Annotated in this window: 14 protein-coding genes; 10 read left to right on the top strand and 4 right to left on the bottom strand. The window is 72.4% G+C overall.

From position 1 onward, the window contains the following. Window positions 1–3: 3 nt before the first annotated feature. The 6 genes from GA0070613_RS08865 to pknB are packed head-to-tail and all read left to right on the top strand — an operon-like array spanning window position 4 to window position 8,147. A complete protein-coding gene (locus GA0070613_RS08865; protein ID WP_074315675.1) occupies window positions 4–489 on the top strand; it encodes an FHA domain-containing protein FhaB/FipA in 486 nt (161 codons plus the stop codon). Then, complete coding sequence (locus tag GA0070613_RS08860; RefSeq protein WP_089011860.1) at window positions 486–1,937, top strand: PP2C family protein-serine/threonine phosphatase; 1,452 nt, start codon at window positions 486–488, stop codon at window positions 1,935–1,937. Before GA0070613_RS08865 ends, GA0070613_RS08860 begins: the two co-directional genes overlap by 4 nt. Before the next feature lie 28 nt (window positions 1,938–1,965). Further along, a complete protein-coding gene (locus tag GA0070613_RS08855; RefSeq protein ID WP_089011859.1) occupies window positions 1,966–3,453 on the top strand; it encodes an FtsW/RodA/SpoVE family cell cycle protein in 1,488 nt (495 codons plus the stop codon). Next, on the top strand, window positions 3,450–4,964 hold the full coding sequence (locus GA0070613_RS08850) for a peptidoglycan D,D-transpeptidase FtsI family protein (protein ID WP_089011858.1): 1,515 nt from the start codon (window positions 3,450–3,452) through the stop codon (window positions 4,962–4,964). Before GA0070613_RS08855 ends, GA0070613_RS08850 begins: the two co-directional genes overlap by 4 nt. 1 nt (window position 4,965) lies before the next feature. Next, the gene (locus tag GA0070613_RS08845; RefSeq protein ID WP_089011857.1) at window positions 4,966–6,342 is read left to right on the top strand and encodes a serine/threonine-protein kinase; all 1,377 of its coding nucleotides are present in this window, start codon (window positions 4,966–4,968) and stop codon (window positions 6,340–6,342) included. Further along, window positions 6,339–8,147, top strand: a complete 1,809-nt coding sequence (gene pknB, locus GA0070613_RS08840; protein WP_089011856.1) for a Stk1 family PASTA domain-containing Ser/Thr kinase — start codon at window positions 6,339–6,341, stop codon at window positions 8,145–8,147. The genes GA0070613_RS08845 and pknB overlap by 4 nt, the downstream gene beginning before the upstream one ends. A 73-nt stretch (window positions 8,148–8,220) precedes the next feature. Here pknB and GA0070613_RS08835 read toward each other — a convergent pair whose 3' ends face one another. From GA0070613_RS08835 to GA0070613_RS08820, 4 genes are read right to left on the bottom strand one after another with little or no spacing between them, the layout of a single operon-like run. Then, a complete protein-coding gene (locus GA0070613_RS08835; protein ID WP_089011855.1) occupies window positions 8,221–8,871 on the bottom strand; it encodes an aminodeoxychorismate/anthranilate synthase component II in 651 nt (216 codons plus the stop codon). A 4-nt stretch (window positions 8,872–8,875) separates the two neighbouring features. Then, a complete protein-coding gene (locus GA0070613_RS08830; protein WP_089011854.1) occupies window positions 8,876–9,154 on the bottom strand; it encodes a hypothetical protein in 279 nt (92 codons plus the stop codon). 2 nt (window positions 9,155–9,156) lie between these two features. Next, window positions 9,157–10,947, bottom strand: coding sequence for a class E sortase (locus tag GA0070613_RS32695; RefSeq protein WP_172875775.1), 1,791 nt, complete (start codon window positions 10,945–10,947; stop codon window positions 9,157–9,159). Further along, window positions 10,944–11,750 (bottom strand): DUF881 domain-containing protein, encoded by an 807-nt coding sequence (locus GA0070613_RS08820; protein WP_089011853.1) that lies wholly within the window; start codon window positions 11,748–11,750, stop codon window positions 10,944–10,946. The genes GA0070613_RS32695 and GA0070613_RS08820 overlap by 4 nt, the downstream gene beginning before the upstream one ends. Before the next feature lie 229 nt (window positions 11,751–11,979). On the opposite strand from GA0070613_RS08820, the gene GA0070613_RS08815 reads away from it, so the two are divergent. From GA0070613_RS08815 to GA0070613_RS08800, 4 genes are all read left to right on the top strand, one after another. Then, window positions 11,980–12,243, top strand: a complete 264-nt coding sequence (locus tag GA0070613_RS08815; RefSeq protein WP_089011852.1) for a cell division protein CrgA — start codon at window positions 11,980–11,982, stop codon at window positions 12,241–12,243. Between the two features lie 352 nt (window positions 12,244–12,595). Further along, window positions 12,596–14,794: a (Fe-S)-binding protein gene (locus GA0070613_RS08810; RefSeq protein WP_089011851.1), complete on the top strand. Its 2,199-nt coding sequence runs from the start codon at window positions 12,596–12,598 to the stop codon at window positions 14,792–14,794. A gap of 167 nt (window positions 14,795–14,961) precedes the next feature. Then, entirely contained in the window at window positions 14,962–16,269 is a 1,308-nt protein-coding gene (locus GA0070613_RS08805) for a hemolysin family protein (protein ID WP_089015831.1), read from the top strand. Further along, complete coding sequence (locus GA0070613_RS08800; protein WP_089011850.1) at window positions 16,262–17,266, top strand: hemolysin family protein; 1,005 nt, start codon at window positions 16,262–16,264, stop codon at window positions 17,264–17,266. Before GA0070613_RS08805 ends, GA0070613_RS08800 begins: the two co-directional genes overlap by 8 nt. Window positions 17,267–17,397: the final 131 nt, after the last annotated feature.

The following is a 17,397-nucleotide window of genomic DNA, read 5'->3' as shown; positions in this document are numbered from 1 at the left end:
GCCTTGCCGGAACTCGTCATCACCGTCGCCCGGTTCGGGTTCCTCATCCTGCTGTGGATCTTCGTGTTCACGGTGGTCGGCGTCATCCGCCGGGACCTGTTCGCCGGCGCCCGGTCGGGTCGACTGGTGGCCGCGCCGCGCGCGGTCGGCGCCTCGACCGGTCAGGCGGCGAAGCCGGCGAAGGTGAAGCGGGGCAGGGCCGCGCACCAGCTGGTGGTCACCGCCGGCCAGTTGGCCGGCACCCGGATCACCCTCGGTGAAGCCCAGATCACCATCGGGCGGGCCGAGGACTCCACGCTGGTGATCACCGACGACTACGCGTCCGCGCGGCACGCCCGGCTCGTGCCGCGCGACGGGCAGTGGTTCGTCGAGGATCTCGGCTCGACTAACGGCACGTATCTTGATCGCGCTAAGGTCACCGGACCAACCCCCGTCCCCCTCGGCGTGCCGATCCGGATCGGCCGCACTTCTCTCGAATTACGGCCATGACTCTGACCCTGCGCTATGCGGCCCACAGCGACCGCGGTCTGATCCGAGACGGTAACCAGGATTCCGTCTACGCCGGGCCGCGGCTACTCGCCGTCGCCGACGGCATGGGCGGTATGGCCGCCGGTGACGTCGCCAGCAACATCGTCATCGGTGCCATGGCGCCCCTCGACGAGGACGTCCCAGGGGACGCCCTCGTCGACGCGTTGCGTTCAGCCGTGGGCACCGCCAACCAACAACTCCGCGACACCGTGGACGCCAACCCGCAGCTGGAGGGGATGGGCACCACGCTCACCGCCACCCTCTTCTCGGGCAGCAAGATCGGCATGGTCCACATCGGTGACTCGCGGGCCTACCTCCTGCGCAACGGCGAGTTCGCGCAGATCACCAAGGACGACACGTACGTCCAGATGCTCGTCGACGAGGGCCGGATCAGCGCGGAGGAGGCGAGCAGCCACCCCCAGCGCTCGCTGCTCACCCGCGCGCTGGACGGCCGCGACATCGACCCGGAATACAGCGTCCGCCAGGTCCTGCCCGGCGACCGCTACCTGATCTGCAGCGACGGGCTCTCCGGCGTGGTCAGCGCGGACACCATCGGCGACACCATGCGGGAGTACACCGACCCCCAGCAATGCGTCGAGCGCCTGGTGCAACTCGCGCTGCGCGGCGGCGGGCCGGACAACATCACGGTGATCATCGCCGACGCCACCGACCAGGACATCGTCGAGGCGTCCCCGATCGTCGGCGGCGCCGCGGCCCGGGACCGGGGCATGGCCACCTCGGCCGACGTCTCCACCCCGGCGGCCCGCGCCTCGGCCCTGTCCGCCCCGCGTCCGCCGGCCCCCGAGGAGCCGGCGGACAACCGGGACGACGAGCCGGAACGGCGCCGGCACCGCCCGCTGCGCAGCGCGGCGATGCTGCTCGCGCTGCTGGTCATCCTCGGCGGCGGCCTGTTCGCCGGGTGGAGCTACACCCAGCGGCAGTACTACGTCGGCACCACCGAGCAGGGTGAGCTCGCCGTCTTCCGCGGCGTGCCGGGCCAGATCGCCGGCCTCGACCTGTCCAGCGTGCACTCCACGAGCGGGGCCAAGCTGGACGACCTCACGCTGGCCGCGCAGGAGCAGGTCAAGCAGGGCATCCAGGCCAAGAGCGAGCCGGACGCGCAGCGTCGGCTGGCCGAGCTGACCAGCGACGATCCGGCGAATCCGAACCTCAAGCCGATCTGCCCGCCGAGCCCGACGGCCGCCGCGGTGAGCCCGACGCCGACCGTCAGCGCTGCCGCGGTGAGCCCGACGCCGACCGTCAGCGCCTCCGCGGTGGCGCCGGCCGTCAGCGCCACCGGTCGGCCGCCGGTCACGCCCACACCCGCCGCGCCGACCACCACGCCCGATGCCGTCCCCTCCGACACCGTCCCGCCGGTCGACCCGGCGGGCTGCCGGTCGCCGGAGTGAGCGTCGGCTCGACACCGAGGACTCATCCGTGACCGCAGCGGCCGCACCGGCAGCCTCGCCCGCCTCGACGGGCGAGCAGCCCGGCGTACGCCTGGCCCGGTCCCGGCGCAACGCCGAGCTGTCGCTGCTCCTGCTCGCCATGGTCCTGGTGGCGGCGTACTCGGCGACGGTCGAGGCGAACGTGCTGGACACGGTCACCCCGGACTTCTGGGTGCCGGCCGCCGCGCTGGGGCTGGTCTTCGTCGGCCTGCACCTGGTGATCCGGTGGCTGGCGCCGTTCGCCGACCCGGCGCTGCTGCCGGCGGTCGCCCTGCTCAACGGCATCGGCGTGGGCTTCCTGCGCCGGTACGACCTGGCCAAGGCGGCCCCGGCGGACCGGGAGACGCTGGCGATCTTCGCCGGCACGGGCGGCCGGCAGCTGGCCTGGACGCTCGGCGCGGTGATCCTGGCCGCCGCGCTGCTGGCGATCATGCGGGACCACCGCTCGCTCTCGCGGTACGCGTACACCCTGGGACTGGCCGGCATCGTGCTGGTGATGATCCCGGCGGTGCTGCCGGCCCGGTTCTCCGAGATCAACAACGCCAAGCTGTGGATCCGGATCGGCGGCTTCTCGATCCAGCCGGGTGAGTTCGCCAAGCTCGCCCTGCTCGCCTTCTTCGCGTACTACCTGGTCCGCAAGCGCGAGGTGCTGTCGCTGGCCAGCCGCCGGGTGCTCGGCATCGACTTTCCGCGCGGGCGGGACCTCGGCCCGGTCCTCGTGGTCTGGATCATCAGCCTGCTGGTCCTGGTCTTCGAGAAGGACCTCGGCACCTCGCTGCTCTACTTCGGCATGTTCGTGGTGACGCTCTACATCGCCACCGAACGGGTCAGTTGGCTGCTCATCGGTCTGATCCTCTTCTTCGGCGGCGCCTACCTGGCGTACCTGCTGGGCAGCACGGTCGGCGGCCCGTTCCTCAACTTCTACGACCGGGCGCAGATCTGGCTGGACCCGTTCGCCGAGCCGTACGACCGTGGCTACCAGCTCGTTCAGGGTCTGCTCACCCTCGGCACCGGCGGGCTCTTCGGCGCCGGCCCGGGCGGCGGCCAGCCGACCCTGCTGCCCGAGGTGCAGACCGACTTCATCTTCGCCGGCATCGGCGAGGAGATCGGGCTCTTCGGCCTCTCCGCGCTGCTCGTGGTCTACCTGCTGGTCGTCGAGCGGGGCCTGCGGGCGGCGCTGGCGGTGCGGGACTCGTTCGGCAAGCTGCTCGCCGGCGGTCTCGCCTTCACCCTGGGCCTCCAGGTCTTCGTGATCGTCGGCGGGATCAGCAAGCTCATCCCGCTGACCGGCCAGACCACCCCGTTCCTCTCCGCCGGGGGCTCGTCGCTGATGGCGAACTGGCTGCTCATCGCGGTCCTGCTCCGGGTCTCCGACGGCGCGCGCCGGCCGGTCACGCCCGGCGGCCCGGCGGCCCGCCCGAGCGGCGCCCCGCCCGAGCAGCTGCACGGTGCCCCCACGGAGGTGATCCGGCCGTGAACGCACCCCTGCGCCGCGTCGGCGTCGTCGTCATGATCCTCTTCGGCCTGCTCTTCGCGAACCTCAACTGGATCCAGGCCTACAAGGCGGATGAATACCGCAACAGCGACTACAACGGCCGGGTCCAGGTCGCCGAGTACGAGCGCAAGCGCGGCAACATCGAGGTCGGCGGCACCGCGTACGCCCTCAGCAAGGAGACCGGGGGCAAGCTGAGGTTCCAGCGCAGCTACCCCGGTGGGGAGACGTACGCGCACGTGCTCGGCTACAAGCCGGTCAACCTCGCGGAGACCGGCATCGAGCGCGTGGAGAACGACTTCCTCGCCGGCACCAGCGACCAGCTGATCGGCGACCGGGTGAAGGACATGTTCACCGGGAACAAGACCGGTGGCGGCAACGTGCTGCTCACCCTCTCCAAGCGGGCCCAGGACACCGCGTTCAAGCAGCTCCGGGACAACCAGGTCGGGGCGAAGAAGGGCGCGGCGATCGCGATCGACCCGCGGACCGGGGCGGTCCAGGCGCTGGTCTCCATGCCGAGCTTCGACCCGAACCCGCTGACCAGCCACGACACCAACGAGGCGTCGGCGGCGTACAACACGCTCGAAAAGGACCCGGACCGGCCGCTGGCCAACCGGGCCCTGTCGGAGACGCTGCCCCCGGGCTCGACCTTCAAGATCGTGGTGGCCGCCGCCGCGCTGGAGAACGGCGTCGGCAAGAGCACCCCGATTCCGGCCGGGACCAGCTTCACCCCGCCGACCTCGGGGACGCCGATCCGCAACGCCGCCCCGTCGATCTGCCCGGGGCCGACCGGCACCACCGTGACCCTGAACGAGGCGGTCACCCAGTCCTGCAACACCGGGTTCGCCCAGCTCGGCCTGAGGCTCGGTGCCGACAAACTGAAGGAGAAGGCCCGCCAGTTCGGCTTCGAGCAGGAGGACCTCACCGTCGGGCAGCTCGGCGAGGGCGGCCTCGGCGTGGCGGCCAGCCGGACCGGCGACATGGAGGCGCCTGGCGGCGCCACCGACCCGGCCGCCCTGGCCCAGTCCTCCATCGGCCAGCGGGACGTGCGGATGACCCCGATCCAGGGCGCGCTGATCGCCGCGTCGGTCGCCAACGGTGGCAGCCAGATGCGGCCGTACCTGGTCAAGCAGATGCTCGCTCCGGACCGCACCACCAGCTACTACACCGCCAAGCCGCGGGAGCTGCGCCGGCCGATCAGCGGCCCGGTCGCCAGCGACCTGCGGGACATGATGGAGAGCGTGGTCGAGAACGGCACCGGCCGGAAGGCCGCCTTCGAGGGCTACACCGTGGGCGGCAAGACCGGTACCGCCCAGTCCGGGCCGAACACCCCGGACCACGGCTGGTTCATCGGTTTCGCCCTGGACAAGAACGGCACCCCGGTCTCCGCGGTCTGCGTCGAGCTGGAGCAGGCCGGCAGCGGTGGCAGCGCCGAGGCGGCCCGGATCGCCGGCAAGATCATGGCGGCGGCCATCGCCGACTCCGGGGGCCGCTGACATGCTCAGCCCCGGCGTCCAGCTCGGCAACCGTTACCGCCTCGACGAGCGGATCGCCAGCGGTGGCATGGGCGACGTCTGGCGCGGCACCGACCAGGTGCTGGGCCGTACGGTCGCGGTGAAGAGCCTGCTCCCGGCGCTGCTCGACGATCCCGGCTTCGCCGAGCGGTTCCGCGGCGAGGCACGCACCATGGCCACCATCAACCACCCCGGCGTGGTCGACGTCTACGACTTCGGCAGCGACCAGCACATCGCCTTCCTGGTGATGGAGTACGTCGAGGGCGACGCCCTCTCCGCCACGCTGAGCCGGGTCGGCCGGCTCACCCCGGCCCGCACCATGGCCCTGCTGGCCCAGGCCGCCGACGCCCTGCACGCCGCGCACGAGAAGGGCATCGTGCACCGCGACGTGAAGCCCGGCAACCTGCTGGTCCGGCCGAACGGCACGCTGGTGCTCACCGACTTCGGCATCGCCCGCTCCGACCTGGTGGGCCAGCTCACCGCGGCCGGCTCGGTGCTCGGCACGGCCTCCTACATCTCGCCCGAGCAGGCCACCGGCGCGGTCGCCACCCCCGCCTCCGACGTGTACGCGCTCGGCGTGGTCGCGTACCAGTGCCTCGCCGGCCGGCGTCCCTTCGAGGGGGACAACCCGCTCGAGATCGCCATGAAGCACGTCCGCGAGACGCCCCGGCCGCTGCCCAACGACATCCCGCCGCAGGTCAAGGCGATCGTCGAGCGGGCCCTGGCGAAGGATCCGGCGGCCCGCTGGCCGAGCGCCGCCGCGCTGGCCGGCGTCGCCCGCCAGGCCAAGCTGGCGCTGTCGCAGCAGGCCCGCACCGGCGCCCAGCCGGGTCCGATCTCCGGCGTACCGGCGTCGCCGGCCGGACCGTCGGCCCGCGCCCAGGTCCCCACCGCGTCTCGGCAGCAGCCGCGGCCGTCCGCGGTCGCGGCGCGCCCGCCGGTCGCGTCCCGGCAGGCGGCGGCGCCACCCGCGGCCCGACCGCCGGTGGCATCGCCGGTCGCCCCGCGTGGGGCGGCGCCGGTTCCGCCGCCCCACCAGCACAATCCCCTGGGGTACGGCCGGCCGCCGGTCCCCCCGGCTCCGCCGCTGCCGGCGCCCCGGCGGTCCCGGGCCGGCCTGTGGTGGGCCGCCATCCTGGTGGCCGTGCTGGTCCTGCTCTGCTCCGGCGTGATTTCCTACAACTTCCGGAAGAGCGCGGCGTCCGGTGACACCGGCGCGCTCACTCCGGTGAGCGTGACCTCCGGCGCGGTGCGGGCCCACGGTGCCGACGATCCGGTCCGGACGTCGTACCGTTCTAAGACACGGCTCCAGCCCGGTGGCGGCGAGACGACGACGAGCGAAGGACGAGAGACGCGATGACAGCGCAGGCCCGCCTGCTCGGTGGCAGGTACCAGGTCGGCGAGCTGCTCGGCTACGGCGGCATGGCGGAGGTGCACCGCGGTCGCGATCTCCGGCTCGGTCGGGATGTCGCGATCAAGATGCTCCGGGCCGACCTCGCCCGGGACGCCACCTTCCAGATGCGGTTCCGCCGGGAGGCGCAGAACGCCGCCTCGCTCAACCACCCGGCCATCGTCGCCGTGTACGACACCGGCGAGGAGACCGCGCCGACCGGCGAGACGCTGCCGTTCATCGTGATGGAGTTCGTCAACGGACGGACTCTCAAGGAGCTCCTCGGCGTCGAGGGGCGGCTCCAGCCGCGCCGGGCGTTGGAGATCTGCGCGGACATGTGCGCGGCGCTGGAGTTCAGCCACCGGCACGGCATCATCCACCGGGACATCAAGCCGGGCAACGTGATGCTCACCCAGACCGGCCAGGTCAAGGTGATGGACTTCGGCATCGCCCGGGCACTCGCCAGCGGCGCCACCACGATGACCCAGACCAGCGCGGTCATCGGCACCGCACAGTATCTTTCGCCCGAGCAGGCGCGCGGCGAGGCGGTCGACGCCCGCTCCGACGTGTACGCCGCCGGCTGCGTCCTGTTCGAACTGCTCTGCGGGCACCCGCCGTTCGTCGGGGACAGCCCGGTCAGCGTCGCGTACCAGCACGTCCGGGAGGCGCCACCGACGCCGAGCGACATCAACCCGGACGTCAACCCGGCGGTCGACGCGATCGTGCTCAAGGCGCTGTCGAAGAACCCGCTCAACCGCTACCAGAGCGCCGGCGAGATGCGGGCCGACCTGCTGCGGGCGGCCGCCGGCCGGCCGGTGCTGGCCACCCCGGTGCTGCGCGAGGACGAGACAGCGCCGATGGCGCCTGCCGCGGCGGGCTACCCGACGCAGGTGATGGGGCCGCAATCCCGGCAGGTCCCGGCCCGGGTCGGCGACGCGGGCAAGCGCAAGAGCTCCTCCTGGGTGATCGCCACCTTCGCGGCGCTCGGCGTGCTGGCCGTGATCGCCCTGGTCGCCGCCTTGCTGCTCAACCGGGGCGGCACCGAGAAGGTGGCCGTCCCGGATCTGAAGGGCAAGACGGAGGCCGTCGCCCGGGCCACGATCCAGCAGGCGGGGCTCAGCCCGCTGCTCGGTGATCCGGTTGCCGGCACCGACTGCACGAAGGGCACCGTGGTCAACCAGGACCCGGCCCCCAACACGCCGCTGGAACAGAACCGCAAGGTGACCTACCAGCTGTGCGCCGGCCCTAAGCAGGTCACCATTCCGCCCGTGGTCGGCAACCGGCTCGACAACGTCAAGCAGCAGCTGGCGGCCCTGAACCTCACCGTCGACGAGCAGTACGTCGACAGCGGCGAGGCGAAGGATACGGTCATCGACGTCGACCCCAAGGCGGGAACCAAGGTCCCGGAGGGCAGCCCCGTCAAGGTGAAGGTCTCCCGAGGCAACGTCAACAAGGTGCCCGACGTGGTCGGCTTCACCAAGGACCGGGCAGTCAAGGCGCTGAAGGATGCCGGCTACGACAATGTGCGGGTCGTGGACGGCGACGAGGTCGCGCCGGACCAGGTCGGGACGGTCACCCGGCAGAGCCCGGACGCCCAGTCCAACTGGGCGAAGGACAAGCGGGTCACGATCGAGATCGGCATCGCGGCACCCACGCCGACCGAGACCCCGGCCAGCCCGACCTCCCCGGCCCCGACCGGCACGCCGACCGCCCCCGGTGGCGGCGGCGGATGGCCCCTGCCCACCACACGGCCACCCGGAGCGGCTACCCAGTGACGGTGAAGGGGCCCGTTGCGTGGCGGCCGGCCACCTCGGCGGTGGCGGAGATGGCCAGCGCAAGCGGGGCCCGTCAGGCGGCGGCGAAGGCGGCCCGGCGGCGGGCGTCGACCTCGGCGGCCAGTTCCGGAGCCCGCTCCAGCGCCTCCGGGTAGCCGCAGACCGCCAGCCAGTTCGCCAGCATGAGGTGCCCGCCCTCGGTCAGCACCGACTCGGGGTGGAACTGGACCCCCTCGATCGGCAGGGCCCGGTGCCGCATCGCCATCACCACGCCGGACTCCGTCCGGCCGGTGACCTCAAGCTCGTCCGGCAGCGTCTCGGGCAGTACGGCCAGCGAGTGGTACCGGGTCGCGGTGAACGGGTCCGGCAGCCCGGCGAGCACGCCGACCCCGGAGTGGCATACCTCGGAGGTCTTGCCGTGCAGCAGCTCGGGTGCCCGGGTGACGGTCGCGCCGAACGCCTCGCCGATGGCCTGGTGACCGAGGCAGACGCCGAACAGGGGCAGCTTGCCGGCGTACTCCCGGATGACGTCCAGGCAGATGCCGGCGCGGTCGGGGCTGCCCGGCCCGGGGGAGAGCAGGACGCCGGCCGCGCCCACCCGGCCGACTTCGGCGACGTCGATCTCGTCGTTGCGCCGGACCTCGCAGTCGACGCCGAGCTGGCCGAGGTACTGCACCAGGTTGAAGACGAACGAGTCGTAGTTGTCGATCACCAGGACGCGCATCGGCTCACCTGCTCGGGGTGGGGGGCGGGGCGTTGTTCGTTTCGGTGCTGTACGGCAGTTCCTCGTCGGTCGGCGCGTTGCTGGGCACGGTGAGGTCGCCCTCCTGGCCCCCGGTGTCGCCGGAGTCCTGGGTGACCTGGACGTCGTCGAAGGGGAGCAGCGGCTCCGCCCACGGGAAGACCACGAACCAGAGCAGCGCCACCGTCGCGGCGGTGAGCAGCAGCGAGCCGACCAGCTTGCCGGCCAGGCCGAACGGGAGCTTGCGCCAGATCCACGCGTACATCGTCAGCCTTCCAGCTCCGCCGGGCGACCTGCCGACTTGGCCTGGGTGTGGTCCAGCCGGGCATGGATGATCAGGCGCTGGTAGTTGTCGAACTTTGGGTTGCAGGTGGTCAGGGTGAGCAGCTTCTCGTTCGGCTTGGCGCCCGGCTTCCCCGGCACCGGCGCCACCACCTCGACCTGGTTCGGCTTCACGATGTGGCTCCGGTAGACCTTGTAGATGAACCACTCGTTCTTGCCCTCGACCACGATGTTGTCGCCGGTGTCCAGCTCGTCCAGGCGCCAGAAGGTGGCCCGGATGCGGTGCCCCGCCACGGCGAAGTTGCCGACCTCGCCGGGCAGCGCGCTCTTCGGGTAGTGGCCCGGGGCGTACCGGATGTCGTCCGGGCTGACCCCCTCGACCACGACCCAGTGCTTGTCGAGCTTGGGGATGTAGAGGCCGGCCACCGGCTTGCCCTCGACCGGCGGCGCGGGCTTCTCGCTCGGCCCGGTCGTGGGCCCGACGGTTGGGTCGGGCGCCCACTCCTGGGCCAGCTGGCTGTTCAGGTCGTTCTGGTGGGCGTCGACGATGACCGACTTGCCCCAGATCTCGTAGCCGGCGAAGAGCAGCACCACCAGGCCGAAGGTGATCAGCACCTCGCCGGTGAGCCGGACGCCGGACCGCAGCCGGGACGCGATGGAGGGGCGGGTCAGCTCGGAGTAGACGCTCTTGTAGCCCTCGCCGGTCTGCTCGGGGCGGAGCTGCACGACCCGTTCGCCCCGGCGCGGGCGCGGCGGCTCGGCCGGGTTGTCGGCCTCGCCGTCGGATCCGTCGCCGGTGTCCCGGACGGGTGGTACGGCGCCCATCAGCGCGGTCGAGTCCAGGCCCGGGTGGCTGGCCGGCCGAACGGTGACGGCCGGGATCACGGCGGTGGCCGCCGGGTCCACGGGACCCGCCACACCGGCCCCCGGCCGCGTCGGGCCGCCGTCGGCCGGCGCTCCGACCCGGAGTACGCCGCCCGCCAGCGCTCCCGCGCCCGGGGCGGAACCGGTCCGGGCGTCGGCGGGCGTTCCGCCACGAGGTGCGCCTCCGGTCCGTCCGGCGTTTCCGGTCGCGGGTGAGCCGCCGTCCGGGGTGGCGGCGGATCGGCTCTCTGGCCGGGTGCCCACCTTGGGAATGATCGCGGTCGGCGCGTCGCCGATGGTCGCCGGACGCACGCCCGGGGTGACGGGCCGGTCCGCGGGCGGACGGGCGGCGGGCCCGTCGGCGGTCCGGCCAGTGGCGCGGGCCGGCGGCGCCTCGGCGGGTCCGGGTGACCGGCGGTCCGGCTGGTCGACGAACGGGGCCGTGCTGCTGTGCACCACCGGTTCGTCCGGCCGGCGCGCCGCCTGCCCGGCCAGGCCACGCTCGGCCTGCTCCGCCGGGTGGCGCGGGGTCTGGTCGGCGGCGACCTGCCAGGCCGGAGATTCCGGCCGGCGTGGCTCGTGGGCGGGCGCGGCCGGTCGCTGCGGGGCGGCCGGCGCCGACGGTCGGTCCTGGGTGTTTCCGGGCCAGGCCGGTGGCGGAGAACGGTACGGGTCGGCCGGGCTGGCGGGAGCGTCGGTCGGGCCCGGGGTGTCCGGCCGGCGAGCCGGCGCGGGGGTGGCCGCCGGTGGACGGGGCGACGCGGAGCGGGGCCCGGTCGGCTCCGGCCAGGGCAGGTCGAGCGCGGGTCGGGGCGGGGCCGGACGGTCGACCTTGGGGAGGAACGCGGTCGGGTCCTCGCTCTGGTCGCGGTGACGCCCGTCCTGCCCCGCGGGGCGGCCGTCCTGGGTCACCGGGGCACCTTCGCGGACTGGAGGGCGGTGGAGTCCTCGAACGCCGGCACGGTCACCGTGGACACCTTCTCGGCGTAGCCGAGCTGGTAGTGCTCCACATCTCTCCTGAACAACCGGACTCCCTCGGAAGCGGCGAGGGCCTGCTGGAGGGCAGCCGGATCGCCGATCGCAACGATCTTGAACGGAGGGGAGTACACCCGGCCGTGCAGCAGCAGGGTGTTACCGACGCAGCGTACCGCGCTGGTGCTGAGCACGCGGACATTCATGATTGACATTGCCTCGGCCCCACCCGCCCAGAGCGCGTTCACGACCGCTTGGACGTCGCCCTGGTGGACGACCAGGTCGTCGTTGCTGGCGCCTTTGGGCAGCGCCTGGTTGTTGTGTTGCGGCGCGTCGTTCAGCTCGACGGTGAGTCCGGTGCCGGTGAGCGCGGTGAACCCTGCGGCCTGCCGGCTGGCGGCGGCCCGGTCCCGCTGCGCCCTGATCGGGCCGTCGGTGTCGGCGAGGGTGGCGGTGTGGTCCTCGACCTCGGCGCGCAGCCGCGCGGCGCGTTGCTCGCTCGCCTCGACCTGCTCGCGACGGTCCTCGATCAACTGAGTGAGCTGGGGTCGGCGGTCCTCCCGCAGCGCGGTGCCGCCAGCGGTGGTCGCGGTGGTGGTGAAGAGCAGTCCCGCCGCGGCGGCGATCAACGGCACCCCGACCGACCAGCCCGGCCGGCGCTGCCGCGGTCGCCGGGGCAGCAGGCCGGCGACGGCCCGCCGGAGGGCCTTCTGCCAGGAGGCGGCGCCGGACGTGTACTCCACCGGGCGTTTCCTTCCCGTCGTCTCGGGCCGGCCCGCGAGGGGACAGACCGCTCTGTTCGACCCGAAAAGTCCCGCCCTTTTCGGTGACTCCCTGCACCGGCCTGACCCCATTCGTGGCCTGGACGGTCCGTCGGGACTACGCTAGCTGTCGAACATTATTGGCCATGGACCGTCGCCCCCGCGCCCGGTTGTCAGGCCGGACGAGGTCGTCACCCCTCTGGAGAGCGTCGTGCCCAAGTCTCAGGTCCGCAAGAAGAAGGTGTACACCCCGCCGACGGACGTTCGTCCGACGGCGACGGCGGCGACGCGCAAGCCTAGCCCGGTCTGGCTGCCGATCACCGCCGTCGCGCTGATCGTCGCCGGGATCGGCTGGCTGGTCGTGTACTACCTCTCCGAGCAGGCGTACCCGGTCGCCACGTGGGGCTACTGGAACCTCGCGGTGGGCTTCGGCGCGATGGTCGGCTCGCTGATCCTGCTCTCCCGCTGGCGCTGACCCGGTCGACGTCCGGCCCGGTTCCCCTTCGGGGGGCCGGGCCGTTGGCCTGTCGTACGGCGGGTCGGCCGCGCGTCGCCACTCGGCGGTGGATGTGTGTCACGCCACGACGCCCCTGCTCGGCGCGCGCCGCCCGGTCCACCTAAGGTGTCGGCAGGGCGGCGTGGCCGATGCGAGATGACTCACGTTACTGCTGGGTAACCTTGCGCGTAGGCTGCACCGCATGACCGAGCGGAGCGAGGTCATCGACCGGTCGGGTCGGGGCAGCGGGAGCGGCGCAACGCCACCCGCGCCGTGAGCCGTACCCGGTCGCCGAGCCGCTCGACAGGCAGCAGACCGGGAGGCCAACTCGATGGGCAGCGTCCAGATCGTCACCACGATCCTCGCGGCCGCCATCACCGCCGTGGCGGTGGGGCTTGCGGTACGCGCGGTCATGAAGATGGTGGCAGTCATCCGGCTGGGTCAACCGGCGCCGGAGCGGTTCACCGACAAGGGCGCCCGCGCGAAGACCATGCTGGTGGAGACCGCCGGTCACACCCGCATGCTCAAGTGGAGCGTGGTGGGCGCCGCGCACTGGTTCGTGATGGTCGGGTTCGTCGTGCTGTCGCTGCTGGTGCTCGAGGCGTACTTCGAGGTGGTCACGCCCCGCGGCGGGCTGCCGATCATCGGGCACTGGACGATCTTCGGCCTGGCCACCGAGCTGATCGGCATCTTCGGCCTGGTCGGCATCCTGGTGCTGATGGCGATCCGGCTGCGCAACCGGCCCAACCGGCCCGGCAACCGGTCCCGGTTCACCGGCTCCACGATGTGGCAGGGCTACTTCGTCGAGTGGGTCGTGCTGCTGGTGCTGATCTTCGGCTTCGTGATCCGGGGCTTCAAGGTCGCCACCGACCACTTCGAGTACCCGGTCTGGGCGACCCCGCTCAGCCACGCGGCCGGCGCCGCGCTCCCGGCCTGGACGGCCGGCGTCAGCGTCGCCGCCCTGATCAAGATCGTCATCTCGATGACCTGGCTCATCGTGATCTCGCTGAACGTCACAATGGGCGTCGCCTGGCACCGCTTCCTGGCGTTCCCCAACATCTTCTTCAAGCGCGAGCCGGCCAAGCCCGCCGGCTCCGGCCTCGGCGCGCTGCGGCCGATGATGAGCGACGGCAAGCCGCTCGACTTCGAGGAGGCCGACCCGGAGAAGGACCAGTTCGGCGTCGCCCAGGTCGAGCAGTTCTCCTGGAAGGGCCTGCTGGACTTCAGCACCTGCACCGAGTGCGGCCGCTGCCAGTCGCAGTGCCCGGCCTGGAACACCGGCAAGCCGCTGTCGCCGAAGCTGCTCGTGCTGAGCCTCCGCGACCACGCGTACGCCAAGGCGCCGTACCTGCTGGCCGGCGGCGGCAAGGACCTGACCGGTGAGGAGAAGGCCACCGCCGCGCAGCTCGCCCACATGGACGTGCTGGCGCTGGCCGAGGCCGAGAAGCCGCTGATCGGCACCGCCGAGGAGGGCGGTGTCATCGACCCGGACGTGCTCTGGTCCTGCACCACCTGCGGCGCCTGCGTCGAGCAGTGCCCGGTCGACATCGAGCACGTCGACCACATCGTCGACATGCGCCGCTACCAGGTGCTGATCGAGTCGAGCTTCCCGTCCGAGGCCGGCGTCATGCTGCGCAACCTGGAGAACAAGGGCAACCCGTGGGGCGCCCCGCAGAACACCCGCGAGGACTGGACCAAGGGCCTCGACTTCGAGGTGCCGCGGGTCGGCGAGGTCGAGGACTTCGAGTACCTCTTCTGGGTCGGCTGCGCCGGCGCGTTCGAGGACCGGGCGAAGAAGACCACCCGGGCGGTCGCGACGCTGCTCAACGAGGCCGGCGTGAAGTTCGCGATCCTCGGCGAGGGGGAGACCTGCTCGGGCGACCCGGCCCGCCGGATCGGCAACGAGTTCGTCTTCCAGATGCTCGCCCAGCAGAACGTCGAGACCCTCAACGAGGCGTTCGAGGGTCGGGAGAAGGCCAAGCGCAAGATCGTGGCCACCTGCCCGCACTGCTTCAACACCCTCGGCAACGAGTACGGCCAGCTCGGCGGCGAGTTCGAGGTGGTCCACCACACCCAGCTCCTGGCCCACCTGGTCTCCACCGGCAAGCTCACCCCGGTGCAGCCGGTCGACGGCGGCGTGACGTACCACGACCCCTGCTACCTGGGCCGGCACAACCGGGTCTTCGCTCCGCCGCGCGAGGTCCTCGGGACCGCCATCGAGGGCGAGCTCACCGAGATGCCGCGCAACAGCGAGCGCTCCTTCTGCTGCGGCGCCGGCGGCGCCCGGATGTGGATGGAGGAGAAGATCGGCAAGCGGATCAACGTGGACCGGGTCGAGGAGGCCATGGCCACCGGGGCGAAGACGGTCGCCGTCGGCTGCCCGTTCTGCTCGACCATGCTCAACGACGGGGTCAACGGCAAGGGCGCCGGCGAGCAGGTCGAGGTGATCGACGTGGCCAGCGTGCTGCTCCGCTCGGTCAAGCCGGAGGCCGCGCCGGGCGAGAAGGAGACCGCGCCGGTCGCCGGCTGAGGTCGTACCGCGGCAGCACCTGACACAAGACGGCGGTGGCACCCACGAGGTGCCACCGCCGCCTTCGTCTCGGGAGGCACCCGCGGCCACCGGCGGGCGTGAACTCGTGCCCGGCGGCGGCCCGTGTAAGAATCCCACCCATCGACGGTCTGTTGCTCGGCACGCTGTTGCCCCTGGTCGGCTTCGTGCTGCTGACCGCCGGCAACGCGTTCTTCGTGGCGGCCGAGTTCGCCCTGGTCACCGTCGACCGCGCCGAGATCGACCGGCGGGCCGGCGAGGGGGACGCCCGGGCCGTCACCGTACGCCGGGCGCTGCGGGAGCTCTCCTTCCAGCTCTCCGGCGCGCAGCTCGGCATCACCATCACCGCGCTGCTCACCGGCTACCTGGCCGAACCCGCCCTGGCCCGGCTCTTCACCCCGCTGCTGCGACCCGTCGGCGGCGCCGACCGGTTCAGCCCGCTGCTCGCCCTGGCCCTGGCGACGCTGATCTCGATGCTCTTCGGCGAGCTGGTGCCGAAGAACCTGGCGCTGGCCCGGCCGATGCCGACCGCGCTGGCCACCGCCGCGCCGATGCGCGGCTTCGCCCGGGCGTTCGGCTGGCTGATCCGGGGGCTGAACAACGCCGCCAACCGGCTGGTCCGCCAGCTCGGCGTGGAGCCGCAGGAGGAGTTGGCCAGCGCCCGGTCACCCGAGGAACTGGGACTGCTCGCGGCGATCTCCGCCCGGGCCGGCGCGCTGCCGCCGGACACCGCGATGCTGCTGCGCCGGACCATCCGTTTCGGCGACAAGCGGGCCGCCGAGGCGATGACGCCGCGGGTCGACGTGATCGCCTTGCGGGCCACCGCCACGGTGGCCGAGCTGCTGAGCCTCTCCCAGCAGACCGGGCGGACCCGGTTCCCGGTCTTCGAGGAGACCCTGGACCTGGTCACCGGGGTGGCCGGGGTGCCGGACGCGCTCGGCGTGCCGCTGGACCGCCGGGCGTCCACCACCGTCGCCGCGGTGGCCCGGGAGCCGGTGTACGTCCCGGAGAGCCTGGACCTGGACGGCGTCCTCGCCGCGCTGAAGGCGGCCGGCGCCGACCTGGCCATCGTGGTCGACGAGTACGGCGGCACGGATGGCGTGGTGACCGTGGAGGACCTGGTCGAGGAGCTGGTCGGGGAGATCGCCGACGAGTTCGACCCGGACGCGGTGGACGACCTCGGGCCGGCCGAGCTGACCGTGCCGGGCGGCGAGCGGACCGTCCTGGTGGACGGTGTGCTCCGCGAGGACGAGCTGGCCGAGCAGACTGGCTTCCGGCTGCCCGAGGGCCCGTACGAGACGCTGGCGGGCTTCCTGATGGCCCGGCTCGGCCACATCCCGGTGCCGGGCGAGACGGTCGAGGAGAGCGGGTACGAGTTCACCGTCGTCGAGGTCGAGCGGCACCGGATCGAGCAGGTCCGGGTGCTCCGCCCGGAGGAGCCCGACGACGATGACTGAACTGCTGGTCGCCGTGCTGCTGCTGCTCGGCAACGCCTTCTTCGTGGGCAGCGAGTTCGCGCTGATCGCCTCCCGCCGGACGGTGCTCGAGCCGCTCGCCGCCGGCTCGAAGCGGGCCCGGTGGGCGTTGTCGGCGATGAACCAGATCCCGCTGATGATCGCCGGGGCGCAGCTCGGAATCACCATCTGCTCGCTGGGGCTGGGCGCGATCGCCGAGCCGGCGTTGGCGCACCTGCTGGAGTCGCCGTTCGAGGCGCTCGGGCTGCCCGCCGGCGCGGTGCACCCGTTGGCGTTCGTGATCGCCCTCGGGGTGGTGGTCTTCCTGCACACCGTGGTCGGCGAGATGGTGCCGAAGAACATCACCCTGGCCGGGCCGGAGCCGTCGGCGCTCTGGCTGGGGCCGGCGATGCTGGCGTTCTGCGTGGCCACCAAGCCGCTGCTGCTGGCGATGAAGTGGTCGGCCCGGCAGGTGCTGCGGCTGTGGCGGGTCGAGGCGACCGACGCGGTGAAGACGGTGTTCACGGCGGAGGAGTTGGCCGGGTTGGTCTCCCAGGCGCGTACCGAGGGGCTGCTCGACGCGGAGGAGCACGCCCGGATCACCGGCGCGCTCGCCCTGCACAGCCGGACGGCGGCCGACGCGCTGCAGCCGTGGTCGACGGTGACCACGGTGGCCGAGGACGTCTCACCCGCGTCGCTGGAGGTGCTGGCCACCCACACCGGCCGGTCCCGCTTCCCGGTGGTCCAGCGGTCCACCCGCCGGGTGCTCGGCTTCGTGCACGTCAAGGACGTGCTGGGGTACGCCGGCGCGAGCCGCCGGGCCCCGGTGCCGGCGGAGGTCTACCGGCCGCTGGCCGTGGTGCCGCCGGACCGTACGCTGGGCGACCTGCTGCTGTCGATGCGGCGCGAGCGGCGGCACATGGTCCTGGTGAGCGACGGCGGCCGGCCGCTGGGTGTGGTGACCCTCGACGACGTATTGACAGCGATCGTTGGCAAGTGAATGAATACCCTTGGTGTGCAAGCGGTTGCGCAAACGTGATCGACCAAATGGCCGCCTTGATATCACTCCGCGGCTTCCCTAATGTGGGGCACCGACCGCTGTGGGTCGTCTGCCTCGATCTTCCCCCTCGC

The sequence above is a fragment of the Micromonospora inositola genome (assembly GCF_900090285.1).
Lineage (GTDB): Bacteria > Actinomycetota > Actinomycetes > Mycobacteriales > Micromonosporaceae > Micromonospora > Micromonospora inositola.
The sequence above is the reverse complement of the archived record's forward strand: the minus strand, read 5'-3'. Positions and strand labels throughout refer to the sequence as shown.

Excerpts from the sequence above, each read along its gene's own strand:
- GA0070613_RS08860 (WP_089011860.1), top strand. The coding sequence starts at position 486 with ATGACTCTGACCCTGCGCTATGCGGCCCACAGCGACCGCGGTCTGATC.
- GA0070613_RS08845 (WP_089011857.1), top strand. The coding sequence starts at position 4,966 with ATGCTCAGCCCCGGCGTCCAGCTCGGCAACCGTTACCGCCTCGACGAG.
- pknB (WP_089011856.1), top strand. The coding sequence starts at position 6,339 with ATGACAGCGCAGGCCCGCCTGCTCGGTGGCAGGTACCAGGTCGGCGAG.
- GA0070613_RS08835 (WP_089011855.1), bottom strand. The coding sequence starts at position 8,871 with ATGCGCGTCCTGGTGATCGACAACTACGACTCGTTCGTCTTCAACCTG.
- GA0070613_RS08830 (WP_089011854.1), bottom strand. The coding sequence starts at position 9,154 with ATGTACGCGTGGATCTGGCGCAAGCTCCCGTTCGGCCTGGCCGGCAAG.
- GA0070613_RS08810 (WP_089011851.1), top strand. The coding sequence starts at position 12,596 with ATGGGCAGCGTCCAGATCGTCACCACGATCCTCGCGGCCGCCATCACC.
- GA0070613_RS08800 (WP_089011850.1), top strand. The coding sequence starts at position 16,262 with ATGACTGAACTGCTGGTCGCCGTGCTGCTGCTGCTCGGCAACGCCTTC.